Consider the following 24356-nt stretch of genomic DNA (forward strand, 5'->3'; position numbering starts at 1 on the left):
CCTGCCATGGAAACGTTGAAACTGCAGAAGCGGGTGCCGGTCTCGGCCATGCTCGATGCCAAGATCGTTGGGCCCGCCATCGGCTCGGCGATGCGCAAGCTCGATCCGCGCCTGATGATCAAGAACCCGGTGATGTTCGTCGTCGAGGTCGTCGCCGCGCTGACCACGGTGATCTTCATCAAGAACCTGTTCACCGGCGGGGAGGATCTGGGCTTCGCGTTCCAGATCATCCTGTGGCTGTGGTTCACGGTGCTGTTCGCCAATTTCGCCGAAGCGGTTGCCGAAGGCCGCGGCAAGGCGCAGGCGGAATCGCTGAAGAAGACCCGCACCGAAAGCCAGGCCAAGCTGATGACCGGCAACGCCGGTGACCGGAGCTACCGCATGGTCTCGGGTACCAGCCTGAAGGTCGGCGATGTCGTGCTGGTGGAAGCCGGCGACAACATCCCGTCCGACGGCGAAGTGATCGAAGGCGTCGCCTCGGTCAACGAGGCAGCCATCACCGGCGAGTCTGCCCCCGTGATCCGCGAATCCGGCGGCGACCGTTCCGCCGTCACCGGCGGCACGCAGGTCCTGTCGGACTGGATCCGCGTCCGAATCACCGCGGCGCAGGGCTCGACCTTCATCGACCGCATGATCGCGCTGGTGGAAGGTGCTGCGCGGCAGAAGACGCCGAACGAGATCGCGCTGAATATTCTGCTGATCGGCCTCACCATCATCTTCGTGTTCGCCACCGTGACGATCCCGAGCTACGCGGCTTACGCCGGCGGCTCGATCTCGGTGGTCGTGCTGGTCGCTTTGTTCGTGACGCTGATCCCGACCACGATCGGCGCGCTGCTGTCGGCGATCGGCATCGCCGGCATGGACCGGCTGGTGCGCTTCAACGTGCTCGCGATGTCCGGCCGCGCGGTGGAAGCCGCCGGCGACGTCGACACGCTGCTGCTCGACAAGACCGGCACCATCACGCTGGGCAATCGCCAGGCCACCGCGTTCCGCCCCGTGCGCGGCGTCACCGAACAGGAGCTGGCCGATGCCGCGCAGCTCGCATCATTGGCCGACGAGACCCCGGAAGGCCGCTCCATCGTCGTGCTCGCCAAGGAGAAGTACAACATCCGTGGCCGCGACATGGCCGAGCTCGGCGCCACCTTCGTGCCGTTCACGGCGCAGACACGCATGAGCGGCGTCGATGCGTCGGGCTCGTCGGTGCGCAAGGGCGCGGTGGATTCGATCCTGACCTATGTCGGCGGCGCCACAGATAGTTCGCGCGAGATCCAGGCGATTGCGGACGAGATTTCGAAAGCCGGCGGCACGCCGCTGGCAGTCGCCCGTGATGGCAAGCTGCTCGGCGTCGTCCACCTGAAGGACATCGTCAAGGGCGGCATCCGCGAACGCTTCGCCGAGCTGCGCACGATGGGCATCCGCACCGTGATGATCACCGGCGACAACCCGATGACCGCGGCGGCGATCGCCGCCGAGGCCGGCGTCGACGACTTCCTGGCGCAGGCGACCCCGGAGGACAAGCTGCAGCTCATTCGCGACGAGCAGGCCAAGGGCAAGCTGGTGGCGATGTGCGGCGACGGCACCAACGACGCCCCTGCGCTGGCGCAGGCCGATGTCGGCGTCGCCATGAACACCGGCACGCAAGCCGCGCGCGAGGCCGGCAACATGGTCGACCTCGACTCGAACCCGACCAAGCTGATCGAGATCGTCGAGATCGGCAAGCAGCTCCTGATGACGCGCGGTGCACTGACGACGTTCTCGATCGCCAACGACGTCGCCAAGTACTTCGCCATCATCCCGGCGATCTTCCTGGCGTTCTACCCGCAGCTCGACGCGCTCAACATCATGCGGTTGCACAGCCCGCAGAGTGCGATCCTGTCGGCGATCATCTTCAACGCGATCATCATCATCGCGCTGATTCCGCTGGCGCTGCGCGGCGTCGCCTACCGCCCGATCGGCGCCGGCGCGCTGCTCGGCCGCAACCTGCTGATCTATGGCCTCGGCGGCATCATCGTCCCGTTCATCGGCATCAAGGCGATCGACCTCGCGGTCACCGCTTTGCATCTGGTCTGAGGAGAAAGTCATGTTGAAAGAACTTCGTCCCGCCATCGTCGTGCTGCTTGGCCTGACCGTCATCACCGGCGTGATCTATCCCCTCGGCATGACCGCGGTGTCATGTGTCATCTTCCCGAAACAGGCCGAAGGCAGCCTGATCGAGCGCGACGGCCGGGTCGTCGGCTCCACGCTGATCGGCCAGGAATTCACCACCGACGAGTATTTCCACGGTCGCCCCTCGGCGACCACCGGGCCCGACCCCAAGGACGCCACTAAGACCGCGCCACAGCCCTACAATGCGATCAATTCGATGGGCTCGAATCTCGGCCCGACCAGCCAGGCGCTCAATGACCGCATCAAGGAAGATGTGGCGAAGCTGAAGGCGGAGAACCCCGCCATGCCGGTGCCGATCGATCTGGTGACCACCTCCGGCAGCGGCCTCGACCCCGACATCTCGCCGGAAGGGGCGTTGTTCCAGGTTCTGCGCGTAGCCCGCGCGCGCAAGCTGCCCGAGGACCGGGTCCGCCAACTGGTGACGGAAAACACCCAGCGGCGCTTCATTGGCCTGCTGGGTGAGCCGCGCGTCAATGTGCTGGCGCTCAATCTGGCGCTGGATGCAGCGGCAGCGAAGTAATCGTAGGGTGGGCAAAGGCGCGTCTGCGCCGTGCCCACCATCTCTAACGGTGGGCACACTTCGCTTCGCCCACCCTATGGCTGAAGCATCGATCTAGGCTGCAGCCCGAGCGGAGACTATATTGCCGTATGGCAAATCAGCACCGCGACCCCGATCAACGCCCCTCGCCGGACGCGCTTCTCGAAGCGGCGCGGCGCGAGGACGACCGCGCGGGCCGGCTGAAGATCTTTGTCGGCGCTGCACCCGGCGTCGGCAAGACCTTTGAGATGCTGCAAAGCGCCCACGCCAGGCGCAAGGCCGGCGTCGATGTCGTGGTTGGCGTGGTCGAGACGCACAAGCGGGCGGAGACCGAAGCGCTGCTCGCCGGGCTGGAAGTCATCCCGCGCCGCCGCTTCGACCACAAGGGTCAGACCCTCGAGGAGATGGACCTCGATGCGATCATCGCACGGCGGCCCGCCATCGCGCTGGTCGATGAACTCGCCCATACCAACGCGCCGGGCAGCCGGCACCCGAAGCGCTATCTCGATGTCGCCGAACTCCTGAGTCACGGCATCGACGTCTACACCGCCGTCAACATCCAGCACATCGAGAGCCTGAACGACGTCATCGCCCAGATTACCCATGTCAGGGTGCGCGAGACCGTGCCGGATTCGGTGTTCGACGGTGCCGATGCCATCGAGCTGATCGACCTCACGCCGGACGATCTGATCCAGCGGCTGCGCGAGGGCAAGGTGTACGTGCCTAAACAGGCCGAGCGTGCGCTGGAGCATTATTTCTCGCCGGGCAATCTCACCGCGTTGCGCGAGCTGGCGTTGCGCCGCACCGCCGAGCGGGTCGATGAGCAATTGCTCACCCATATGCAGGCCAATGCCATCTCCGGTCCCTGGGCCGCCGGCGAGCGTATTCTGGTCGGCATCAGCGAGGATCCGCGCTCGGCCGGCCTGGTGCGGACCGCCAAGCGCCTGGCCGACCGGCTGCATGCGCCATGGACCGCGGTGGCGATCGAAACAAGGCGCAGCCTGCAACTCACCGAAGAGCAGCGCGACCGGCTGGCCGACACGCTGCGGCTGGCGGAGGCGCTGGGCGGCGAGGCCCTGACGATTCCCGGCGCCGGGCGGCGAATCGCCGACGACCTGTTGGGCTATGCGCGCGCCAACAACGTCACCCAGATCGTGGTCGGCAAGGCGTCGCGCTCCCTGGCCTTCGAATTGCTGCACGGTTCGGTGGTGCACGACCTCGTGCGCCGCTCCGGAAATATCAGCGTTCATGTCATCGCCGGCGAGGCGCTCAATGCCGAGCCTTTGGCGAAGAAAACCGTGCAGGCGGCGCAGCGCGTCGAGCCGTTCGACGTCAAACCCTATCTGGCGGCGCTGGCGATCGTGGCGCTGTCGCTCGGTGTCGCCCGGCTGCTGCAGCCGCTGGTCGGCATCGAGAATGTCGATCTCGTATTCCTCACCGCGGTGGTTGGCGTCGCCGTGCGCTACGGGCTGTGGCCGTCGATGGTCGCGAGCGTGGTGGCGTCGCTGTGCTACAATTTCTTCTTTCTGCCGCCGGTCTATACGTTCACCATCACCGACCCGACCAATATCGCGGCGTTCTTCTTCTTCATGCTGATCGCCATCCTGGTGTCCAATGTCGCCGCAAGGGTGCGCACCCAGGCCGTCTCGGCATTCGGTCGCGTCCGCACCACGGAATCGCTGTACGCTTTCAGCCGCAAGCTGGCCGGCACCGCCAAGCTGGACGACGTGCTCTGGGCCACCGCCTACCAGATCGCTTTGATGTTGAAAGTGCGCGTCGTGCTGCTGCTGCCGGAGCAGGGCGTCATTGCCGTCAAGGCCGGCTATCCGCCGGAAGACGAACTCGACAGCGCCGATCTCGCCGCCGCCAACTGGGCCTGGAACAATGATCGCCCCGCCGGCCGCGGCTCCGATACGCTGCCCGGCGCGAAGCGTCTGTTCCTGCCGATGCGTACCGGGCGCGGCCCCATCGGCGTGATCGGTATCGACGACGACCGCACCGGGCCGCTGCTGACGCCGGATCAGCGACGGCTTCTGGACGCACTGGTCGATCAGGGCGCTCTGGCGATCGAGCGCGTGCAACTGGTCGAGGACATGGACCGGGCTCAGCGCAACGTGGAATCAGATCGCCTGCGGGCGGCGCTTTTGACGTCAATCTCGCATGACCTGAAGACACCGCTTGCCTCGGTACTCGGTGCCGCCAGCACGCTACGCGATCTCGCTCCGAACCTCAGCGAGGCTGAAAGGATCGACTTGCTCACCACCGTGATCGACGAATCCGAGCGGTTGAACCGTTTCATCGCCAATCTGCTCGACATGACGCGGCTGGAATCCGGCGCGGTCGCCCCTCAGACCTCGCTGCTGGATCTCGGCGACATCATCGGCAGCGTGCTGCGCCGCGCCGCCAAGATTTTGACGCGGCATTCCGTGACCCTCGATCTCGCGCCGGCCCTGCCGATGCTGCGGCTCGATGCGGTGCTGTTCGAGCAGGTGCTGTTCAACCTGTTGGACAACGCCGCCAAATATGCGCCGGCAGATACCGCGATCACGATCCGGGCGCGGCGCGACCGGGACAGCGTCGCGCTGGAAATTATCGACCAAGGCGCCGGCATTCCGCATGGCGATCTGGAAAGCGTGTTCGGCAAATTCTATCGCGCGCAGAAGGGCGACCACGTGCCGCCCGGCACCGGGCTTGGCCTCGTCATCGCGCGTGGCTTCGTCGAAGCCATGCACGGCACCATCGAGGCCGCCAACCGCACCGACCGCTCCGGCGCGGTATTGACCATCCGCCTGCCGATCCCGCCAGCCCGCGAAGCCCTGGATACCGCCGCATGAATGCCGCCGCCATCAAGGTTCTCGTCATCGACGACGAGCCGCCGATCCGAAAATTGCTGCGCATGGGGCTGGGCTCGCAGGGCTACGACATCCTCGAAGCCTCCAACGGCAAGATCGCGCTGGAGAGACTGGCGGAGGATCCGGCGCTGATCATCCTCGATCTCGGCCTGCCGGACATCCAGGGCCATGATTTGCTGCGCATGATCCGCGCCCGTAACGACCACGTGCCGATCGTGGTGCTGTCGAGCCGCGGCGACGAGGCCGGCAAGGTGCAGGCGCTCGATCTCGGCGCCGACGACTATCTGACCAAGCCGTTCGGCATGGACGAGTTGCTGGCGCGGCTGCGCGCAGCATTGCGCCACCAGTTGCAGGTGCAGGGCGAGCGGCCAGTGTTCAGGGCCGGGGAGTTGACGGTCGATCTGGTGCGCCGCCTGGTGAAGATTGGCGACCGCGACGTCAAGCTGTCGCCGAAGGAATATGATTTGCTGCGCGTGCTGGTGCAGCACGCCGGCAAGGTGCTGACGCATCGCTTCCTGCTGAAGGAATTATGGGACGAAGTCACCGACGCGCAATATCTGCGCGTCTACGTTCGGCAGTTGCGCCAGAAGATCGAGCCCGATCCGGAGCGGCCGAGCTTCGTGCTGACCGAAACCGGAATAGGTTATCGCTTCCGGACTGCGGACTGACAGATGCCCGTCTGACCGGCACCGGAACATTTCACAGGGTCCGGCATTGTTAGTGCGGCAGACGGAACCGGCGCACCCGGCAGTCGCAAAAGAGGCCGCGCGGTGTAACGCCCGCGCGGCTCTTTCTTTTTCAGCGGTCTTTAAGTGTCTCTGAAAGTCATGAAGATCGCCACCTTCGATCTCAATGACATCAACAAGCGCCTCGGTTTGCGGCGCGCGAAAGGCAGATGGCCGGCGGGTGGGGCCGGTGACTTTGAAGATGGTCCGGAAACATTCGTTAACGGTTGCCCTTCTATATTCATCGGCAGTACGGAGTATACGATATGGATATGGCCCTGGTTGCCAGTGCGCTCGCCTTGCAGGCGGGCAAGACGCAGTCGCAGATCGGCGCGACGATCATGAAGTCGAACGCCGACATGGAGAAATCCACGGTACTGACGCTTCTCGGCGCCGCCCAGCAGTCCTCGCAGGCCAATCTCGCGGCCAGCGTCGGCGGCCAGGTCGATATCGCCGCCTGATTACTATGCACTCACGATCTGCTTGAAACCGCCGAAGATCATCCGTTTGCCGTCGAACGGCATCGCCTTGGGATCCATCATCTCGGCCAGGCGTGGGTCTTTTATCACCTTGGCCATGGTCCGGTCGCGCGCCTTGCGTGACGGGTAGACGATGTAGGAGAAGATCACGATCTCGTCCGGCTTCAGCTTCACGCTGCGCGGGAACGACGTGACCTTGCCGACCGCCACATCGTCGGCAACGCATTCCTGATAATCCAGCGCGCCGTGTTCCATCCACACCTTGCAGGCCACGCGCGCCAGCTTGCGATAGGCGCCGAGCTGATCTTTCGGCACCGGCACGATGAAGCCATCGACATAGGGCATATCGAACTCCTTCCTGACACGAGCAGCGGCGCACGGCGCCGGGCTTCACCCGAAGACGTGTGAGCCTTTCCGTTTCCGACAACGGTGCGCGATACTGGGAATGTCGGTCTCTCCCTGCAGATGTGGCGCAACGCCACAATCTCCCTCATCCCGGGGAGCGGCCACCTGGCCGCGTCGCGACGGATAGGCGCCTACATCCCCGCCGCAGCGGGCTTCACGGCAGCCCGGACCAGTTTCAGCGCGTCCTCGCTGGCCCATTCGGCGGGGCCGGCGATGGTGGCGATTTCGCAGCCCTTGGCATCGACCAGCACCGAGGTCGGCATCCCCAGCGCGCGGCCGACGGCCTTGAGGTCCTGGAACACTTTGGCATTGGCGTCGGCGAAATAGCCGAGCTTCGTCAAATTGCCGTCCTTCAGGAAGGCCTTCGGTTTCTGCGGATCGCGGGTGTCGATGTTGATCGCCACCACCTCGAAATCGGCGCCGCCGAGCTTGCCCTGCAATTCGTCCAGCGCCGGCATTTCCTTGCGGCACGGCACGCACCAGGTCGCCCACAAATTCACCAGCACGGTCTTGCCGCGCCAGTCGGAGAGTTTTTTCGGCTGGCCCTCGCCGTCGACAAAGGCCAGATCCGGCAGCTTCAGCGGCGCCGTGGCCATCGTCAGGGCGGCGACCTCGCCGCGCGCCAGCGGCGCCAGTCTCTTGGATAGCGCCACGGCCGGCTGGCACGAGGGATCGCCGGAGGGCGCGCGGTCGCTCAGGTAGGAAACCCCGGCATAGCCCGCGATGGCGCCGACCACGACTGCGCCGAGCACGAGAGCACGGCGGCGCATCGGCCGGGCGGGGGAGGGCGTGACGTCGGGCATATCGTTTGTCATCCGGTGTCAGATACGGCTATGCAGAGGCATATAGGAGGCGACCGGCAACAGCGCATCGTCCGCGCGGCCGGTCACACGAAGCAGGTCGGGAATACAGCATGGCAGGCACGAGCAACAAGATGTGGGGCGGCCTGTTCGGCGAGAACCCCGACGCGATCATGGAGGAGATCAACGTCTCCATCGATGTCGATCGCGCCCTCTACGCCCAGGATATCGCGGCGTCCAAGGCGCATGCCGCCATGCTCGCCGCCCAGGGCATTATTACCGCCAAGGATGCGAAACAAATCGCCGGCGGTCTAGACACGATCCTGTCAGAGATCACCAAGGGCTCGTTTACCTTCAAGCGCGCGCTCGAGGACATTCACATGAATGTCGAGAGCCGGCTCGGCGAGCTGATCGGCCCGGCATCGGGCCGGCTGCATACCGCGCGCTCGCGCAACGACCAGGTCGCGACCGACTTCCGGCTGTTCGTCCGCGATACGCTGGATGTGCTGGACGAGGCCTTTGCCGCGTTCCAGCGGGCGCTGGTCGATCGCGCGCTGGAGCATGCCGGCACCGTGATGCCCGGTTTTACGCACCTGCAGACCGCGCAGCCGGTGACTTTCGGCCACCATCTGATGGCCTATGTGGAAATGGCTGCGCGCGACCGCGGCCGTTTTGCCGACGCCCGCAAGCGGCTCAATGAAAGCCCGCTGGGGGCTGCGGCGCTCGCCGGGACCTCGTTCCCGATCGACCGCCACGCCACCGCCCGTGCGCTGGGCTTCGACCGGCCGATGAACAATTCGCTGGATGCGGTGTCGGACCGCGATTTCGTGCTGGAAACGCTGTCGGCCGCGTCGATCGCCGCCGTGCATTTGTCGCGCTTCGCCGAGGAAATCGTGATCTGGACCTCGCCGCTGGTCGGTCTGGTGCGGCTCTCGGACAAATTCACCACCGGCTCCTCGATCATGCCGCAGAAGCGCAATCCGGACGCCGCCGAACTGGTCCGCGCCAAGACCGGCCGGGTGATCGGCGCGCTGACCGGGCTCCTGATCGTGATGAAGGGCCTGCCGCTGGCCTATCAAAAGGACATGCAGGAGGACAAGCAGGGCGCCATGGAGGCGTTTTCGGCGCTGTCGCTGGCGATCCGCGCGATGACCGGCATGGTCCGCGACCTCGTGCCGAACGAGGCGAAGATGCACGCCGCTGCCGGCGAGGGCTATGCCACCGCAACCGATCTGGCCGACTGGCTGGTCCGCACCCTGAAAATGCCCTTTCGCGACGCCCATCACGTCACCGGCAGGATCGTCGGCCTGGCCACCAAGGCCGGCGTGGCGCTGCATGAGCTGCCATTGAAGGACATGCAGGCCGTGGAGCCGAAGATCACGGCGGCGGCGCTAGTGGTGCTGTCGGTGGAATCCTCGGTGAAAAGCCGCGTCAGCTACGGCGGCACCGCGCCGAAAAACGTCCTGGCGCAGGCCAAGGCGTGGTCCAAGCGTCTGGAAAAAGAAAAGAAATAGGCGTGTCGTCCCCGCGAAAGCGGGGACCCATAGCCTCCGTCTCCTCAATAAGGACACGGAAGCTGCGGTATTTTAGTTACGGCGCCTGAGGTTATGGGTCCCCGCTTTCGCGGGGACGACGGGACCTCTCGCCACAGCCGCCCAATCTTTGTATGGTGCCCGCGCATTTGGGGATTTTGCCGTGAATTGTTCGACCCGCCCCGCCTCCAGGCGCTGGGCCCTGCTTGTTTTGACCGTCTCCGCGCTGGCGCTGGCCGGCTGCGGCCGCAAGGGCGGGCTCGACCTGCCGCCGCAGGGTAATTTGCAGCCGAGTGCTTCGTCCGAGCCCACGATCAATCCCGACGCCAATTCGGCGGCCGGCAAGGGTACGGCGCTGTTCTCGACGTCGAGCGGCGACGATTCGCAGCCATCGGCCGCGCGCGGCCGCAAGCGCGCGTTCGTCCTCGATCCGCTGCTGGATTAGGCGCCATGCGACATTTCGACTATCGCGACGGCGTGCTTCACGCCGAGGGCGTCGATGTGGCCGCGATGGCGGAGGCCGTCGGCACGCCGTTCTATTGCTATTCGACCGCCACGCTGGAGCGGCATTTTCGCGTGTTCAGCGAAGCCTTCAGCGACGTGAAGTCGGTGGTCTGCTACGCGATGAAGGCCAATTCCAACCAGTCCGTGTTGCGCACACTGGCGAAGCTCGGCGCCGGCGCCGATGTGGTCTCCGGTGGCGAATTGAAGCGGGCGCTGGCCGCCGGCATTCCGCCCGACAAGATCCTGTTCTCCGGCGTCGGCAAGACCGCCAACGAAATTCGCGCCGCACTCGCCGAAAACATCCTGTGCATCAACGTCGAGTCCGAGCCCGAGCTCGAACTGCTGTCGGCGATCGCCTCCGAAATGGGCCGCATTGCCCGCATCTCGATCCGCGTCAATCCGGACGTCGATTCCGGCGGCCATGCCAAGATCACGACCGGCAAGTCCGAGAACAAGTTCGGCATTCCCTTGAGCGGCGCGCGCGCCGTCTATGCCCGCGCAGCCAGCCTGCCGGGAATCCAGGTCACCGGCGTCGACATGCATATCGGCAGCCAGATCATCGATCTCGCGCCGATGGAAGCCGCGTTCCGGCTGCTCGCCGATTTCGTCGGCGTGTTGCGGGCCGATGGCCACACGATCAGCCACGTCGATCTCGGCGGCGGCCTCGGCATTCCGTATTATGAAGACCGCGCGGTGCCGCCGGAGCCCGCGGCCTATGCCGCGATGGTCAAACGCGTCACGCATAATCTCGGCTGCACGCTGATGTTCGAGCCGGGCCGGCTGATCGTCGGCAATGCCGGTATTCTCGTCGCGCGCGTGATCTATGTGAAGCATGGCGACGGCAAGAATTTCGTCATCATCGATGCGGCGATGAACGACCTGATCCGCCCGACGCTGTACGAGGCCTATCACGAGATCCTGCCGGTGGTGCAGCCGGCCCCCGGCGCGCCGATGATCGTGGCTGACGTCGTTGGGCCGGTCTGCGAGACCGGCGACTATCTGGCGCTCGACCGCAGCCTGCCCTTGCCGAAGCCCGGCGACCTGATCGCCGTGATGACCGCCGGCGCCTATGGCGCGGTGCAGGCCGGGACGTACAATACCCGCGCGCTGATCCCGGAAGTGCTGGTCAATGGCGAGCACTATGCCGTGGTCCGCCCCCGCGTCGAGATCGAGGATTTGATCGCGATGGACAAGCCTGCGCCGTGGCTGTGAGCTGAAACGCTGTAGCTCCCTCCCCCCTTGCGGGGGAGGGTCGGGGAGGGGGGGAGCCACAGACGCCGTCGCCCGCGGCACCCCCACCCCCAACCCCTCCCCGCAAGGGGGAGGGGAGCTAACCGCCGCGCCGATTTCCTTCCAGCGAAGGTATCGCCGTTGGCCTCACGCCTTCGTGACCCCATTCCCCGCGAATCCCCTTAGGCTCACCGTTTGCATGGCCATTCTCTGCCCGGCGGACCGCGCCTCATTGCCGCCGCCGTGCTAGGATGTCGTGCCGTAACCTTCGGAGATCGTCGTGAGCGCCACGCCCCCCGACCTCGCCCCATCCCGACCTGAGCCGGAGCTTGCGCAGGCGCTGCAGCGTGCGCGGATCGCCATTGCGTGGGAGCGATCGTGGCCGCATCTCGGCCGGCTGCTCAGCGTGGTCGGCCTGTTCCTGGTGGCGTCCTGGGCCGGGCTATGGCTGATGCTGCCGTCGGTGGCCCGCGCCATTGGCCTGGTGCTGTTTGCGCTCGCCGCGCTGGCGACGCTGATCCCGCTCGTCAAGTTCCGCTGGCCGTCGCGCGAGGAGGGCCTCTCCCGGCTCGACCGCGGCACCGGCATCCGGCATCGCCCGGCCACGGCGCTGAGCGACACGCTGGCGACGCAGGACCCGGTGGCGCGCGCGCTGTGGCTGGTGCAGCGCGAGCGCACGCTGGCCTCGCTCGACAAGATCCGCGCCGGCCTGCCGTCGCCGCGGCTCGCCATCCACGATCCCTGGGCGCTGCGCGCACTGGTCGCGGTGCTGCTGTTTGCCACCTGGTTTGCCGCGTCGGGCGAGCACGGCGCGCGGATCATGGCCGCGTTCAACTGGCAGGGCGTGCTGCCGCCGAGCAATGTCCGCGTCGATGCCTGGGTGACCCCGCCGGCCTATACCGGGCGTGCGCCGATCATTCTTTCCGCCGCCAACAAGGACGCCGCCGATGCCAATCTGCTGCCGGTGCCGGCCGGCAGCACGCTGATCGTGCGCTCCAGCGGCGGCACGCTCGATGTCGCGCTGACCGGCGGCATCAGTGAGGTCGCCCCCACGGCGGAGGCCCCGAAGGGCACCAGCGAGCGGCATTTCACCATCACCACCGACGGCACCGCGCATGTCCGTGCGCCGGCCAGCCAGCCGGTCTGGAAATTCACCGCCACCGGCGACCGCCCGCCGAGCATCGCGCTGGCGAGGGACCCCGAGCGCCAGGCGCGCGGGTCGCTGCAAATGTCCTACAGGCTCGAGGACGATTACGGCGTCACCGAAGCCCGCGCGCAATTTGCCGCCCGCGAGTCCGACGCCCGGGGGGCCAAGCCGCGGCCGCTGTTCGAGCCGCCGTCATTCTCGCTGGTGCTGCCCAATGCGCGGACCCGCAACGGCGTCGGCCAGACGGTCAAGGACCTCTCGGAAGACCCCTATGCCGGGGCGGACGTCACGCTGACCCTGACCGCCAAGGACGAGGCCGGCAATGAGGGCCAGAGCGAACCGTTCGCCACCCGGCTGCCGGAGCGGCTGTTCACCAAGCCGCTGCCGCGCGCGCTGATCGAGCAGCGCCGGATCTTGGCGCTCGACGCCAACCAGCGCGGCCAGATCGGCGTCGCATTGGAAGCGATGATGATCGCGCCGGAAGCTTTCACGCCGGAGGCCGGGCAGTATCTCGGCCTGCGCAGCGTGATGAGCCAGCTCGACCGCGCCCGCACCGATGCGGCGTTGCGCGAGGTGGTGGCCTCGCTGTGGTCGCTCGCCGTGACCATCGAGGACGGCGACATCACCGACGTCGACAAGGCGCTGAAGGCCGCGCAGGAGGCGCTCAAGCAGGCGCTGGAACGCGGCGCCAGCGACGAGGAAATCAAGAAGCTCACGGAAAATCTTCGCGCCGCGCTGGATAATTTCCTCAAGCATCTCGCCGAGAAGATGAAGGAGAATCCGCAGCAGCTGGCGCGTCCGCTCGACAAGAACACCAAGGTGATGCGGCAGCAGGACCTCAACAACATGATCGAGCGTATGGAGCGGCTGTCGCGCTCCGGCGACAAGGACGCCGCCAAGCAGCTGCTCGAACAGATGCAGCAGATGCTGGAAAACCTGCAGATGGCGCAGCCCGGCCAGCAGGGCGACGGCGAGATGGAGCAGGCGCTGAACGAACTCGGCGACATGATCCGCAAGCAGCAGCAATTGCGCGACAAGACCTTCAAGCAGGGCCAGGAATCCCGCGAGCAGCGCCGCCAGCGCCAAGCCAAGCCGGGCGAGCAGGGCATGGGCGATCTGCAGCAGGACCAGAAAAGCCTGCGCGACCGCCTGAAGAAGCTGCAGGACCAATTGGCCAAGCAGGGCATGGGCCAGGGACAGAAGGGCCAAAAGGGCGAGAAAGGCCAAAAGGGCCAGAGCGGGCAGGGCGAACAGGGCCAGCAGGGCGATCCCGGCGATGGCGATGATGGTGACGGATTGGGCGAGGCCGATTCGGCGATGGGCGATGCCGATGGCCGGCTCGGCGACGGCAATGCCGACGGCGCGGTCGATTCGCAGGGCAAGGCGCTTGATGCGCTGCGCAAGGGCGCGCAGAAGCTGGCGCAGGCGATGCAGCCCGGCGAGGGCGAAGGCCAGCAGGACGGTCCCGGCAACAATCCCGGTCGCCAGCAGGGCGCCGGCCGCCAGACCGATCCGCTCGGCCGCCCGCTGCAGGGCCGCGACCTTGGCGATGATCTCAGCGTGAAAATCCCCGGCGAGATCGACGTGCAGCGGGTGCGGAGAATTCTGGAAGAACTCCGCCGCCGCCTCGGCGACACCGCCCGCCCGCAGCTCGAACTCGACTATATCGAGCGGCTGCTGAAGGATTATTGAGGGCTTCTTTCTTCCCCTCTCCTGACCGCGCTGCGCGCGGCCACCCTCTCCCGCCTTCGCAAGGCTTCGCTTTGCTTGTCGGAGAGGGGATGTCAGAACTGCAACGCTGTCGCTTAAAGGCCTATTTCTGCGCCTTCGACGCCAGCGCATCTGCCACGGCGGTGCGGATATCCGCCACCGAGAACGGCTTCGTCACCACGTCATGCACGATGGCGTTCAATCCCGAGGCGCGTTCGCGCTGGTCGGCGAAGCCGGTCATCAGCAGGATGATGACCTCGGGAAAATCCCGCGCCGCGGCCAAAGCCAGCGCGATGCCGTCCATCACCGGCATCTTGATGTCGGTCAGCAGCAGGTCGAACGCGCCGTCCTGATCGGTCAGGATTTCCAGCGCCTCGGCGCCGTCCTGCGCGGTGACGATCTCGTGGCCGTCCAGCGCGATGGCGCGCGCCACCAGCACGCGCATCGATTCTTCGTCATCGGCAATCAGGATACGCATCACCACTCCCTGCAACGTCCGCGCAACTCAACCCGCCAGGTCACGCTTGTTGAAGAAGCGCACGTCGAGGCTGCGGCCTTCCGGCGGCGGCGACGCCAGCCGCGAGCGGAACCAGGCCTTGTCGCCGGGATTGAGGCCCTGCTGCTCCAGGACCGCGTTCCAAGCATAGATCTCGGTACCCTTGGCGTCACGGACCACGAAGCGCAGCCGCGGCAGCGCCACCGGAACGGTCTTGCTGTCGCCGACAATATTGCCCTCGATCACCAACACCGGCTTGCCATCGACCGTCTCGGTCAAGACCTTGACGTCGTTGAACGACAGCCCGCGCAGGTTCACATGAATACCTGCCAACTGATAGAAGCCGGCGGTCTGCGGCATCATTCGGACGATGTCGACGCGCCAGAACAGCAAGGCCAGGACCAGGGCCGCCATGCCGAAACAGGCCGTGGAAAGGCTCAGCCGCGGCAAAAAAGGCAGGCGTAGCGAAAATTTCGGGGCTAGCCGGCGCAGCGGCGACAGCCGCGACTTGCGGCCGAAGCGCGGCCCGGCGACGGGTTCGTCCCGGGCCATGGCGGTCCAGTCGGCGTCCGTCACGGGAGCGGCGGCCTCGGGGAGCTGTTCCGCCGAGATCGACGGGCTTTCGATCTGCGGCACCGCGGCCGGGGCCTCGTCGGCCTCGTCCTCTGTGATACCCCAGGCGCTCATGTCCTCGTTCGGGTCGGGCTCGGCCATCGCCGGTACTTTGGCGCGCGCCAGGTCCTCCGGCTGCGCCAGCCAGATCTCCTTGCAGCGCGCACAGCGCACCTGGCGACCGGCGTCGCCAAAGGTAGCCGGATTGACGGCATAGGATGTCGTACAATTGGGGCAAACGATATGCATGGAGCGGGTCGCCGATGACATGGCCTGCAGGTTACAAGATGACTGTTAACGAATCGGAAACCATAACGGTCGCACAACCGAATTACGGTCTCCCCATCGACGGTCATGGAGCCGTCTCGTACCCCATCGAACGGAGCTGAATGTGGTCCGGTTCGAAAATGTCGGCTTGCGCTACGGGCTTGGCCCGGAAATTCTGCGCGACCTCAATTTCCAGATCCCCGCGCACTCGTTCCAGTTCCTGACGGGCCCCTCGGGCGCCGGCAAGACGTCGCTGCTGCGGCTGTTGTTCCTGTCGATGCGGCCGACCCGCGGCCTGGTCAATCTGTTCGGCAATGACATCTCGCAGCTCGGCAAGGACGAGATCGCGGATCTGCGCCAGCGCATCGGCATCGTGCTGCAGGATTTCCGTCTGCTCGACCACATGACAACTTATGAAAACGTGGCTTTGCCGTTCCGGGTGATGGGCCGCGACGAATCCAGCTACCGCCGCGAGGTCATCGACCTCCTGAAATGGGTCGGCCTCGGAGAGCGCATGGACGCGCTGCCGCCGATCCTGTCCGGCGGCGAGAAGCAGCGCGCCGCGATCGCGCGGGCGGTGATCGCCCGGCCGCTGCTGCTGCTCGCCGACGAGCCGACCGGCAATGTCGATCCGACGCTCGGCCGCCGGCTGTTGCGGCTGTTCATCGAGCTCAACAAGTCCGGCACCGCGGTGATCATCGCCACCCATGATATTACCTTGATGGACCAGTATGATGCGCGCCGCATGGTGCTGCATCAGGGACGGCTGCATATTTATGAATAGGCAGGTCGATGAATAGATCTCGCGACGACCACGACGCGCTGATGGATCTCGGGCACGATACCCCGCAGGTTCCGGTGAAGGCGCGCAATACCTCGCCGATCGTGCCGCGCGGCTCGATCGCCGGCCGCGCGCTGGTCGCGGTGGTCGCGATCATGACGTTCCTGGCGTCGCTGACCACCGGCGCGGTGCTGCTGGTCTCCGCCTCGGCGTCGGAATGGCAGTCCGAGGTCGCCAGCGAGATCACCATCCAGGTCAAGCCGCTGCCCGGCCGCGATCTCGAGCGCGATACGCAGGCGGTGGCCGAGGCCGTCCGCGGCCAGCCGGGGATCGTCGAAGTGCGGCCCTATACGAAGGCGGAATCCGCCGGCCTGCTGGAGCCCTGGCTCGGCAGCGGCCTGTCGCTCGACGACCTGCCGGTGCCGCGTGTCATCGTGGCCCGCCTGATGCCGGGCACCACGCTCGATATTGCCGGGCTGCGGGCCCGCGTCACCCAGGTCGCGCCCAATGCCAGCGTCGACGACCACCGCGCATGGATCGAGCGGATGCGCTCGATGACCGGGGCGACGGTACTGGCCGGCATCGGCATTCTGGCGCTGGTCATCATCGCCACCCTGATCTCGGTGTCGTTCGCCACCCGCGGCGCGATGGCCGCGAACCGGCCGATCGTCGAGGTACTGCATTTCGTCGGCGCCACCGACCGCTTCATCGCCAACCGGTTCTTCCGGCACTTCCTGCGGCTCGGCCTGCAGGGCGGGCTGATCGGCGGCGGGGTGGCGATGCTGGCCTTCGGCTTCTCGGAATCGATCGCCGGCTGGTTTTCCGGCACTCCGGTGGGCGACCAGTTCGCAGCCTTGCTCGGCACTTTCGCGCTGCGGCCGTCCGGCTATCTGGCGCTGGCTGCGCAGGCCTGTCTGATCGCCGGGATCACCGCCTGGGCCTCGCGGCGCACGCTGTTTTCGACGCTGAACGATATCGAATGAGGCGTGTCGCCAGGCAGATGCGTTTGAAACGGAACGGCGCTGGCATCGCCAGCCCCGGCGAAATTATCTAGACTATCGTGGGAGAATTGTACCAAGCCGCCATGTTGCCGCCGACCGACCAGGATCCGATCGATGCCCCCGTGGCTGCGCCGCCGCGTCGGCGCGTGGTGCGCGCAACCATCGTGGTGTTGTTTGCGCTCGGCTTCATGGTCGGTGCGGTGGGCTTCATCGGTTTTCTCTCGCAGTTGCGCAGCGGCGAAATCAAGCCCTCCGCCAATGCCGACGGCATCGTCGTGCTCACCGGCGGCTCGTCGCGGGTTTCGGACGCGATCGAACTGCTCGCCAATGGGTATGGCAAGCGCCTGCTGATCTCCGGCGTGCATCCGACCAACAATGTCAGCGATCTGGCGCGCTCCTTGCCCGACAGCGAACAGCTCCTGACCTGCTGCGTCGATCTCGATCGCTCGGCGGTCAACACCCGCAGCAATGCGGTGGAGACGCGGCGCTGGGCGCATGAGCGCGGCTTCCGCTCGCTGATCGTGGTGACGTCGAACTATCACATGCCGCGTGCTATCGTCGAATTGTCGCACGAGATGCCGGATATCGAGCTGATTCCATTCTCGGTGATCGGCGACAAGTGGCGCGATGAACCCTGGTGGTTCAGCGCGCCGACCTTGCGGCTGCTGTTGTCGGAATACGCCAAATATCTCGCTGCCGAAGTGCGCGTGAGGCTGGCCGGCGCCGGGCTCGACTTGACGCGGGAGTGGGCCACGCAGCAAACAGAGGCGCCGCGACGACCCCCGGCGCGCATTTCCGCCAATTGAACGGATGGCCATGACCTCGATTTTCGTGCGTTCGTTGATCTACAACGTCTTGTTCTACGTGCTGCTGGTGTTCTGGATCCTGGTCGCCATCCCGACCATGGTGATGCCGCCGCGCGCGTTCATGGCGGTCGCAAAGGCGTGGGCGCGCAGCAGCGTCTGGCTGATGAGGGTGGTCTGCAACACCCGGACCGAATATCGCGGCCTCGAGAAAATTCCGGCGGGGCCGCTGATCGTCGCCTCCAAGCACCAGTCGATGTGGGAAACCTTCGCGCTGATGCAGTTCTTCGATGCGCCGCTCTTCATCTACAAGCGAGAACTGGCGTGGATTCCCTTCTTCGGCTGGTACCTGATGAAGTCGAAGATGATCGGCGTCGATCGCGCAGGGGGCATGCGTTCGCTGATGGACATGGCGCGCCGCGCGCCGAAGGAAGTGCAGAGCGGCCGGCAACTGATCATCTTCCCGGAGGGCACCCGCACCCCGGTCGAGGCGCCGCCGGACTACAAGACCGGCGTTGGCCAGATCTATGTCAATTCGGGCGTGCCGTGCCTGCCGGTGGCGCTGAATTCCGGCCTGTTCTGGCCGCGCCGCACCTTCCTGCGCTATCCCGGCACGCTGGTCGTGGAGTTCCTCGATCCGCTGCCGGCCGGCCTCGGTCGCAAGGAATTCATCGTCGTGATGAGCACCCGGATCGAGGAAGCCACCAACCGCATCGTCGCCGCCGCCCGCGTCGAGCAGGCGGAGCTGTTCGGCCGGGTGCCGAATGTGGCTGCGAAAGAGAGCTGATCTTTCTTCCTTCCCTCTCCCCCTGTGGGAGAGGGTGAATCGAACATGCGGAGCATGTTCGAGACGGGTGAGGGGGTGCCGTAAACACCGAACCCAGCATTACCCCTCATCCGTCTTGGCTTCGCGAAGCCACCTTCTCCCACAAGGGGAGAAGGAAGAAGGCGCGCCGCCGCACCAAGCTAGCTTTGCAGCATCGCGGCCAACTGGTGCAGCTTCTGGTCCCTGAAACCTTCCGCCTCGATCGCCTTCACCGTCGAGAGCACGTAATCGCGGTTGGCGCCGGAGCGGCCGTGGCCCTGTTTCACGAAATGCAGTTGCTCCTGCAGGCTCAGCCGTCCGGCATATTGCACATGGCCGCGATCGACCACATAGGCCAGCGCGCTGACCCGCTGGCGCGCGTCGTTCTCGAGCCAAACGGATCGCATCACCTCATGATAGACGCCGGTGGTCTGCTCGCGTTCGCGCAGATACGCGATGGTCGCCGCCCGCTTGGCAGCTTCGACCTTGAACGCGATGCCGCGGCAGGCGCCGCCGCGGTCGAGGCCGAGCACGAGGCCCGGCTTTTCCGGCGTGCCGCGGTGGTCCCAGGAATAGACGCACAGCGCGCGGTGCTCGCCGATCAGCCGCGCGGGGGCCTGCTCGACGAAGTCGAAGCCCGGCCGCCACATCAGCGAGCCATAGCCGAACACCCAGAGCTCGCCGTCGGATTCCGATTCGCCGGTAATGATCGCTTTCATGCTACGGACCTAGCAGAAACCGCCGTTTGCTGCGACGCGGCTGGGCGCAACCCCGGGCTGCGCGCTGCATCAACCTACCGTCATCGTCGATTTGACAAAATCATAGGCTTTACGTCCCGCCATGTCCGATTATCCCTCCGATCAAGTCCTGCCGCGCCAGCGCCGATTGTGGCCCGTGTTCATCCTGCCCGTCCTCGTCGTCGTTCTGGCGGCGGCATGGACCGGCTTCTGGTTCTTTGCGGCCTCCAAGGTGGACGAGAACGTCGACGCCTGGCGCGCCCGCGAGGCCGCGGCCGGGCGGATCTATGATTGCGCCGACCGCTCGGTGGCGGGCTTCCCGTTCCGGCTCGAAGTCCGCTGCAGCGGCGTTAGCGTCGCGTTGTTGTCGCAGACTGCAGGACAGGCGGCGACGCAGGCCCCGATCACCGCCAAGCTCGGCGAGATCCTGGTGGTCGCGCAGATCTACAGCCCGAAGCTGCTGATCGCCGAGTTCAAGGCGCCGGCGATCCTGTCCCAGAACGGCCAGCCGGCGATGGCGGTGAACTGGACGCTGGGCCGCAGCAGCGTCGTCGGCCTGCCGGGCACGCCTGAGAGCGCGGACCTCGAATTCGACAACGCCTCGGTCGATCGCATCGCGGGCTCCGTTCAGTCCGCTACCGTGCGCGTCCAGCACATCGAATTGCACGGCCGCGCCGCCGAAGGCTCGACGCCGGACAAGCCGATTCTCGAATCCGCGCTGCAACTCACCGGCGGCAGCATCCTCGACGTCCATCCGCTGCTGGAAACGCCGTTCGACGCCGATATCCGCACCCGGCTCAGCGGGCTGACCGACGTCTCGCCAAAACCCTGGCCGCAGCGTTTCCGCGAATTGCAGGCCGCCGGCGGCCGCGTCGAGATCGTGCAGTCGCGGGTCCAGCAGGGCGAAATGGTGTCGCTGGCGACCGGCTCGCTGGGCCTCACGGCGGCGGGCAATCTCGACGGCGAATTGCAGATGACGGTGGCCGGGCTGGAGAAGCTGATCCCGGCGCTCGGCATCGACAAGCTGCTGGAAATGGGCGTGCCGCAGGCGGCACTGGATCGCTTCGCGCCGGGCGTGAAGAGCGCCGACGTTAACAATGTGCTCGGCGCGCTCGACCGCGCGATCCCGGGCCTGGGACGGATGGTGCGCCAGAACGCCAATACCGGCGTCGCCGCGGGCATCAATTCGCTCGGCACCGAGACCATGCTGGAAGGCAAGAAGGCGCGCAGCTTCCCGCTGAAATTCGTCGATGGCGCGGTGATGCTGGCGTCGCTGAAGATCGCGCAGATCCCGCCGTTGTTTTAATAGGTCGCAAAGCAGGGGTTCTTTTCCCTCTCCCCTTGTGGGAGAGGGTGGATCGACCGCGTAGCGGTCGAGACGGGTGAGGGGGTGCCGCAAACTCCGAGCCTCGCCACTCGCCCTCATCCGACGCGGACTTCGTCCGCGCCACCTTCTCCCACAAGGGGAGAAGGAAGGAAGAGAGCGCTACTACTCCGCCTTCTTCAGCGCCGTATGCTTGCGTCCGAAATCCGCCGCCGCTTCGTCCTGGCCGATGCTGACGATGCCGCGGCGGATCGCGCGGGTGCGCGTGAAGTGCTCGAACAAGGCCTCGCCGTCGCCGCGGCGGATCGCGCGGGTCAGCTTCGACAGGTCCTCCTGAAACGCGCCGAGCATTTCCAGTACGCCGTCCTTGTTGGCGAGAAACACGTCGCGCCACATCGTCGGATCGGACGCCGCGATGCGGGTGAAATCGCGGAAGCCGCCGGCGGAGAATTTCAACACTTCCGAGCGGGTGACGTCCTCGAGCTCGTCGGCTGTGCCGACGATCGTATAGGCGATCAGATGGGGCAGGTGGCTGGTGACGGCCAGCACGAGGTCATGGCGCTCGGCGTCCATGATCTCGACATTGGCGCCGAGTGCGCTCCAGAACTGCTCCAGCTTTTCGACCGCCGCGGCGTCGGCGCCGTCCGGCGGCGTGAGAATGCACCAGCGGTTGCTGAACAATTCGGCGAAGCCGGAATCCGGCCCGGAATTCTCGGTGCCGGCGACGGGATGGCCGGGGATGAAGTGCACGTGATCCGGCAAATGCGCGGCCATTGCCTTCAGCACCGATGACTTCACCGAACCGACGTCGGAGACGATTGCCCCCTTCATCAGATGCGGCCCGATGCTCTCCGCGACCGCGCCGGACACGCCGACCGGCACGCAGGCGATCACCAGATCGGCGTCCTTGATCGCGCTGGCATTGTCGTCCGCGATGCGGTCGGCGAGCTTGATCTCGACCGCACGCGCCCGCACCGAAGCGGACGCATCGGTCGCCACCAACTCGCCGGCCAGACCAAGCTGCTGGATGCCGCGCGCCAGCGACGAGCCGATCAGTCCAAGCCCGATCAGCGCGATGCGCCTGAAAGGCGGCTGAGCAGTCACTTCGTCTCCGGCGTATTGGCCGTCATGAAGGCGCGGAACGTTTCGATGAAGAAGCGGTTGGCTTCCTCGGTGCCGATCGTCATGCGCAGCGCGTTGGGCAGGCCGTAGCTGGCGACCGAGCGCAGCACCAGGCCGCGATGGGTCAGGTAGGCGTCGGCTTCCAGCGCGGTCTTGCCCGGCGTATCCGGGAAATGCATCAGGATGAAGTTCGCCACGCTGGGCGTCACCTTGATTCCGAGTTTGCTGACTTCCTCGGTCAGCCAGTTGCGCCACTTCACGGTGAAGGCCTGAGACATCTCGACATGTGCGGTGTCCTCGATCGCCGCCACCGCGCCGAGCATCGCCGGCGCCGAGACGTTGAACGGCCCGCGGATGCGGTTCATCGCGTCGATGATGTGGGCCGGGCCATACATCCAGCCAATCCGCAAGGCTGCGAGGCCGTGCACCTTGGAGAAGGTGTAGGACACCACGGTGTTCTCGGTCGTGCTCGCCAGCTCCAAGCCGCTGTCGTAGTCGGGACGGCAGACGTAGTCGGCATAGGCCGCGTCCAGCACCAGAATGACATGCGAGGGCAGGCCGGCATGCAGCCGCTTGACCTCGTCATAGGGCAGAAAAGTGCCGGTCGGGTTGTTCGGATTGGCCAGCCACACCAGCTTGGTGCGCGGGCTCACCGCGGCCAGGATTGCGTCGACGTTGCAGGTGAAGTCGGTTTCCGCCGCGATCACATTGGTGGCGCCGTTCGCCGAGGTGGCGATCGGGTAGACCAGAAAGCCATGCGTGGTGTGGATCGCCTCGTCGCCGGGGCCGAGATAGGTGTGGGCGATCAGGTTCAGCAACTCGTCGGAACCGGCGCCGCAGATGATGCGCGCGGGATCGAGGCTGTAACGGCGGCCGATCGCTTCGCGCAGTACCTTCGACGTGCCTTCCGGATAATCCTCGAGATGCGCGGCGGTCGCGGCCACAGCCTCCTTGGCGCGCGGCGAGGGGCCGAACGGGGTCTCGTTGGAAGACAGCTTGTAGGTCTTGCGGCCGGCTTCGACCACCGGGCTCTTGCCGGGGGTGTAGGGCGCAATATCGAGAATGCCGGCTTTCGGCACGGGACGGGACATCTTCAACTCCAGACGATCAATTTGCTTGGGGATCACGAGGCCCTAGCCGGGCACGGTATAGCGGGTTGCGTGGCTGCCGACGAGGGCAGAGGAGCGCACCGAGGCGCCGGCCGCGATCAACGCGGCCTTGATATGCTCCAGGCTGGTGGCGGACGTGATCGAGATCAGCAGTGCCGCGCCGTCGAACGCGGTATCGGGCACTGCCACGATCTCGGCCAGCGGCGACAGCGCGCGCGCGGTCTCGGCGTTCCAGCCGGACACCCGCACGCTCCACATCTCGACCTCTGTCACCATCGCGCTGTCGGCAACGCGCGACACCACGAACACCGGCAGCGCGGCGGGATGGTCGGCGCGCTCGATGAACGGCAGCCGGGCGATGATTTTCGGCATGCCCTGCGGCTCCAACTCAAGCCACCACGGCGTCCGGCTCGACGTCGCCGACACCAGCGCCAGGTCGCCTTTGGACTTGGCGACGGCCTCGACGGCGGCCTGGGCGCTGAAATGCGCCACATAGGGCACCGTAAAGCCGAAGTGGAAGCGCGCGGAATCCCGCATCGCCGGCTCGCCGAGCGACAGGTCGGCATGCACCGAGAACGGCGCCTGCACATACGTGAAAGTGGAAATGATGACCCGCCAGATGCTCTCAACGGTGTCGATCGGCAGGATGCCGCGGTGGCGCTGTACCAGCCTGCGCATCATGTCGGCCTCGCGCGCCGGGCGGAACGCGGAGCCCACCTCCTGGGTCTGCTTCACCGAGATCAGCCGGTCGATGATGTCGCCGCGCTGCATCAAGAGCGAATGGACCTGCGCGTCGATGCTGTCGATCTCCTGGCGGAGCACTTCCAGCGACGGCGGGGCAGGTGGCTTGGTGGACATGGCGAGACCTTGGCGGTTTGACTGAGGCCTATCCGCCGTCATTGCGAGGAGCGAAGCGACGAAGCAATCCAGTCCTTGCCGAGTTCGTGGCTCTGGATTGCCGCGTCGCTTCGCTCCTCGCAATGACGGGGGAGAGGCAGGTGTTCTCCTCCAAGCCCGGAGAACGCGCAAGAGCGCCGGACGCTGGGAGGTATCGTTCTCCGCATCTTGACGGAGGGGCACCGTGGGACTAATATCTCAAGACTTCGTGGTCATTTGAGCCGGCCGGCTTGCAGCCACGTTAAATAATTCGCTAAACAGGCCGGGGACAGTTTGATCCCGGCCGAACCTATGTTCAGGCCGGGTTTTTTTTA

At 65.9% G+C, this 24356-nt stretch carries 22 protein-coding genes and 1 riboswitch; of the genes, 14 read left to right on the top strand and 8 right to left on the bottom strand.

Annotated elements, in window-relative coordinates; all coding sequences use genetic code 11:
- Window positions 1-6: 6 nt before the first annotated feature.
- The 5 genes from kdpB to FNL56_RS04430 all read left to right on the top strand — a co-directional run bounded on the left by kdpB (window position 7) and on the right by FNL56_RS04430 (window position 6742).
- Window positions 7-2070, top strand: a complete 2064-nt coding sequence (gene kdpB / locus FNL56_RS04405; RefSeq protein WP_143581795.1) for a potassium-transporting ATPase subunit KdpB — start codon at window positions 7-9, stop codon at window positions 2068-2070.
- A gap of 10 nt (window positions 2071-2080) precedes the next feature.
- On the top strand, window positions 2081-2686 hold the full coding sequence (locus tag FNL56_RS04410) for a K(+)-transporting ATPase subunit C (protein WP_143571770.1): 606 nt from the start codon (window positions 2081-2083) through the stop codon (window positions 2684-2686).
- A gap of 128 nt (window positions 2687-2814) precedes the next feature.
- A complete protein-coding gene (locus tag FNL56_RS04420; protein WP_143571771.1) occupies window positions 2815-5538 on the top strand; it encodes a sensor histidine kinase in 2724 nt (907 codons plus the stop codon).
- The gene (locus tag FNL56_RS04425) at window positions 5535-6224 is read left to right on the top strand and encodes a response regulator (protein WP_143571772.1); all 690 of its coding nucleotides are present in this window, start codon (window positions 5535-5537) and stop codon (window positions 6222-6224) included. Before FNL56_RS04420 ends, FNL56_RS04425 begins: the two co-directional genes overlap by 4 nt.
- A 323-nt stretch (window positions 6225-6547) precedes the next feature.
- Entirely contained in the window at window positions 6548-6742 is a 195-nt protein-coding gene (locus FNL56_RS04430; RefSeq protein WP_143581796.1) for a hypothetical protein, read from the top strand.
- Between the two features lie 3 nt (window positions 6743-6745).
- Here the strand turns inward: FNL56_RS04430 and FNL56_RS04435 are convergent, their stop codons facing one another.
- A complete protein-coding gene (locus FNL56_RS04435; RefSeq protein WP_143571774.1) occupies window positions 6746-7105 on the bottom strand; it encodes a DUF1428 domain-containing protein in 360 nt (119 codons plus the stop codon).
- Between the two features lie 191 nt (window positions 7106-7296).
- Entirely contained in the window at window positions 7297-7968 is a 672-nt protein-coding gene (tlpA, locus tag FNL56_RS04440; protein WP_441351291.1) for a thiol:disulfide interchange protein TlpA, read from the bottom strand.
- 110 nt (window positions 7969-8078) lie between these two features.
- Here tlpA and argH point away from each other — a divergent pair, with 110 nt between their 5' ends.
- The 4 genes from argH (at window position 8079) to FNL56_RS04460 (ending at window position 14070) form a co-directional block, all read left to right on the top strand.
- Window positions 8079-9479: an argininosuccinate lyase gene (gene argH / locus FNL56_RS04445; protein WP_143571776.1), complete on the top strand. Its 1401-nt coding sequence runs from the start codon at window positions 8079-8081 to the stop codon at window positions 9477-9479.
- A 181-nt stretch (window positions 9480-9660) separates the two neighbouring features.
- Window positions 9661-9942: an LPS translocon maturation chaperone LptM gene (gene lptM / locus FNL56_RS04450; RefSeq protein WP_246661503.1), complete on the top strand. Its 282-nt coding sequence runs from the start codon at window positions 9661-9663 to the stop codon at window positions 9940-9942.
- 5 nt (window positions 9943-9947) lie between these two features.
- Window positions 9948-11213, top strand: a complete 1266-nt coding sequence (gene lysA / locus FNL56_RS04455) for a diaminopimelate decarboxylase (RefSeq protein ID WP_143581797.1) — start codon at window positions 9948-9950, stop codon at window positions 11211-11213.
- Between the two features lie 298 nt (window positions 11214-11511).
- Window positions 11512-14070, top strand: a complete 2559-nt coding sequence (locus FNL56_RS04460) for a TIGR02302 family protein (RefSeq protein WP_143571779.1) — start codon at window positions 11512-11514, stop codon at window positions 14068-14070.
- A 121-nt stretch (window positions 14071-14191) separates the two neighbouring features.
- Here FNL56_RS04460 and FNL56_RS04465 read toward each other — a convergent pair whose 3' ends face one another.
- The gene (locus FNL56_RS04465) at window positions 14192-14569 is read right to left on the bottom strand and encodes a response regulator (RefSeq protein ID WP_143571780.1); all 378 of its coding nucleotides are present in this window, start codon (window positions 14567-14569) and stop codon (window positions 14192-14194) included.
- Window positions 14570-14593: 24 nt separating this feature from the next.
- On the bottom strand, window positions 14594-15445 hold the full coding sequence (locus FNL56_RS04470; protein WP_143571781.1) for an MJ0042-type zinc finger domain-containing protein: 852 nt from the start codon (window positions 15443-15445) through the stop codon (window positions 14594-14596).
- Between the two features lie 142 nt (window positions 15446-15587).
- On the opposite strand from FNL56_RS04470, the gene ftsE reads away from it, so the two are divergent.
- The 4 genes from ftsE to FNL56_RS04490 all read left to right on the top strand — a co-directional run bounded on the left by ftsE (window position 15588) and on the right by FNL56_RS04490 (window position 18835).
- Window positions 15588-16247 (top strand): cell division ATP-binding protein FtsE, encoded by a 660-nt coding sequence (gene ftsE / locus FNL56_RS04475; protein ID WP_143571782.1) that lies wholly within the window; start codon window positions 15588-15590, stop codon window positions 16245-16247.
- 8 nt (window positions 16248-16255) lie between these two features.
- Window positions 16256-17227 carry a cell division protein FtsX gene (locus FNL56_RS04480; protein ID WP_143571783.1) on the top strand — a complete coding sequence of 324 codons (972 nt, stop codon included), beginning with the start codon at window positions 16256-16258 and terminating at the stop codon, window positions 17225-17227.
- 101 nt (window positions 17228-17328) lie between these two features.
- Window positions 17329-18051 carry a YdcF family protein gene (locus FNL56_RS04485; RefSeq protein ID WP_143571784.1) on the top strand — a complete coding sequence of 241 codons (723 nt, stop codon included), beginning with the start codon at window positions 17329-17331 and terminating at the stop codon, window positions 18049-18051.
- Window positions 18052-18061: 10 nt separating this feature from the next.
- The gene (locus FNL56_RS04490; protein ID WP_143577524.1) at window positions 18062-18835 is read left to right on the top strand and encodes a lysophospholipid acyltransferase family protein; all 774 of its coding nucleotides are present in this window, start codon (window positions 18062-18064) and stop codon (window positions 18833-18835) included.
- A 179-nt stretch (window positions 18836-19014) separates the two neighbouring features.
- Here the strand turns inward: FNL56_RS04490 and FNL56_RS04495 are convergent, their stop codons facing one another.
- A complete protein-coding gene (locus FNL56_RS04495; RefSeq protein WP_143571786.1) occupies window positions 19015-19572 on the bottom strand; it encodes a gamma-glutamylcyclotransferase in 558 nt (185 codons plus the stop codon).
- Window positions 19573-19693: 121 nt separating this feature from the next.
- On the opposite strand from FNL56_RS04495, the gene FNL56_RS04500 reads away from it, so the two are divergent.
- Window positions 19694-20896 carry a DUF2125 domain-containing protein gene (locus FNL56_RS04500; RefSeq protein ID WP_143571787.1) on the top strand — a complete coding sequence of 401 codons (1203 nt, stop codon included), beginning with the start codon at window positions 19694-19696 and terminating at the stop codon, window positions 20894-20896.
- A 183-nt stretch (window positions 20897-21079) separates the two neighbouring features.
- Here the strand turns inward: FNL56_RS04500 and FNL56_RS04505 are convergent, their stop codons facing one another.
- From FNL56_RS04505 to FNL56_RS04515, 3 genes are read right to left on the bottom strand one after another with little or no spacing between them, the layout of a single operon-like run.
- Window positions 21080-22018, bottom strand: a complete 939-nt coding sequence (locus tag FNL56_RS04505; RefSeq protein ID WP_143571788.1) for a prephenate/arogenate dehydrogenase family protein — start codon at window positions 22016-22018, stop codon at window positions 21080-21082.
- Window positions 22015-23127 (bottom strand): histidinol-phosphate transaminase, encoded by a 1113-nt coding sequence (gene hisC, locus FNL56_RS04510; RefSeq protein ID WP_143581798.1) that lies wholly within the window; start codon window positions 23125-23127, stop codon window positions 22015-22017. The genes FNL56_RS04505 and hisC overlap by 4 nt, the downstream gene beginning before the upstream one ends.
- A gap of 42 nt (window positions 23128-23169) precedes the next feature.
- Window positions 23170-24003, bottom strand: coding sequence for a chorismate mutase (locus FNL56_RS04515; RefSeq protein ID WP_143571790.1), 834 nt, complete (start codon window positions 24001-24003; stop codon window positions 23170-23172).
- A 237-nt stretch (window positions 24004-24240) separates the two neighbouring features.
- Window positions 24241-24320: riboswitch (SAM riboswitch) on the top strand.
- Window positions 24321-24356: the final 36 nt, after the last annotated feature.

Source organism: Tardiphaga sp. vice304 (assembly GCF_007018905.1).
Lineage (GTDB): Bacteria > Pseudomonadota > Alphaproteobacteria > Rhizobiales > Xanthobacteraceae > Tardiphaga.

What these genes read in the sequence shown, in the direction of transcription:
- kdpB (WP_143581795.1), top strand. Translation starts at nt 7, where the DNA reads ATGGAAACGTTGAAACTGCAGAAGCGGGTGCCGGTCTCGGCCATGCTC.
- FNL56_RS04410 (WP_143571770.1), top strand. Translation starts at nt 2,081, where the DNA reads ATGTTGAAAGAACTTCGTCCCGCCATCGTCGTGCTGCTTGGCCTGACC.
- FNL56_RS04420 (WP_143571771.1), top strand. Translation starts at nt 2,815, where the DNA reads ATGGCAAATCAGCACCGCGACCCCGATCAACGCCCCTCGCCGGACGCG.
- FNL56_RS04425 (WP_143571772.1), top strand. Translation starts at nt 5,535, where the DNA reads ATGAATGCCGCCGCCATCAAGGTTCTCGTCATCGACGACGAGCCGCCG.
- FNL56_RS04430 (WP_143581796.1), top strand. Translation starts at nt 6,548, where the DNA reads ATGGATATGGCCCTGGTTGCCAGTGCGCTCGCCTTGCAGGCGGGCAAG.
- FNL56_RS04435 (WP_143571774.1), bottom strand. Translation starts at nt 7,105, where the DNA reads ATGCCCTATGTCGATGGCTTCATCGTGCCGGTGCCGAAAGATCAGCTC.
- tlpA (WP_441351291.1), bottom strand. Translation starts at nt 7,968, where the DNA reads ATGCCCGACGTCACGCCCTCCCCCGCCCGGCCGATGCGCCGCCGTGCT.
- argH (WP_143571776.1), top strand. Translation starts at nt 8,079, where the DNA reads ATGGCAGGCACGAGCAACAAGATGTGGGGCGGCCTGTTCGGCGAGAAC.
- lysA (WP_143581797.1), top strand. Translation starts at nt 9,948, where the DNA reads ATGCGACATTTCGACTATCGCGACGGCGTGCTTCACGCCGAGGGCGTC.
- FNL56_RS04470 (WP_143571781.1), bottom strand. Translation starts at nt 15,445, where the DNA reads ATGCATATCGTTTGCCCCAATTGTACGACATCCTATGCCGTCAATCCG.
- FNL56_RS04480 (WP_143571783.1), top strand. Translation starts at nt 16,256, where the DNA reads ATGAATAGATCTCGCGACGACCACGACGCGCTGATGGATCTCGGGCAC.
- FNL56_RS04485 (WP_143571784.1), top strand. Translation starts at nt 17,329, where the DNA reads ATGTTGCCGCCGACCGACCAGGATCCGATCGATGCCCCCGTGGCTGCG.
- FNL56_RS04490 (WP_143577524.1), top strand. Translation starts at nt 18,062, where the DNA reads ATGACCTCGATTTTCGTGCGTTCGTTGATCTACAACGTCTTGTTCTAC.
- FNL56_RS04495 (WP_143571786.1), bottom strand. Translation starts at nt 19,572, where the DNA reads ATGAAAGCGATCATTACCGGCGAATCGGAATCCGACGGCGAGCTCTGG.
- FNL56_RS04500 (WP_143571787.1), top strand. Translation starts at nt 19,694, where the DNA reads ATGTCCGATTATCCCTCCGATCAAGTCCTGCCGCGCCAGCGCCGATTG.
- hisC (WP_143581798.1), bottom strand. Translation starts at nt 23,127, where the DNA reads ATGTCCCGTCCCGTGCCGAAAGCCGGCATTCTCGATATTGCGCCCTAC.
- FNL56_RS04515 (WP_143571790.1), bottom strand. Translation starts at nt 24,003, where the DNA reads ATGTCCACCAAGCCACCTGCCCCGCCGTCGCTGGAAGTGCTCCGCCAG.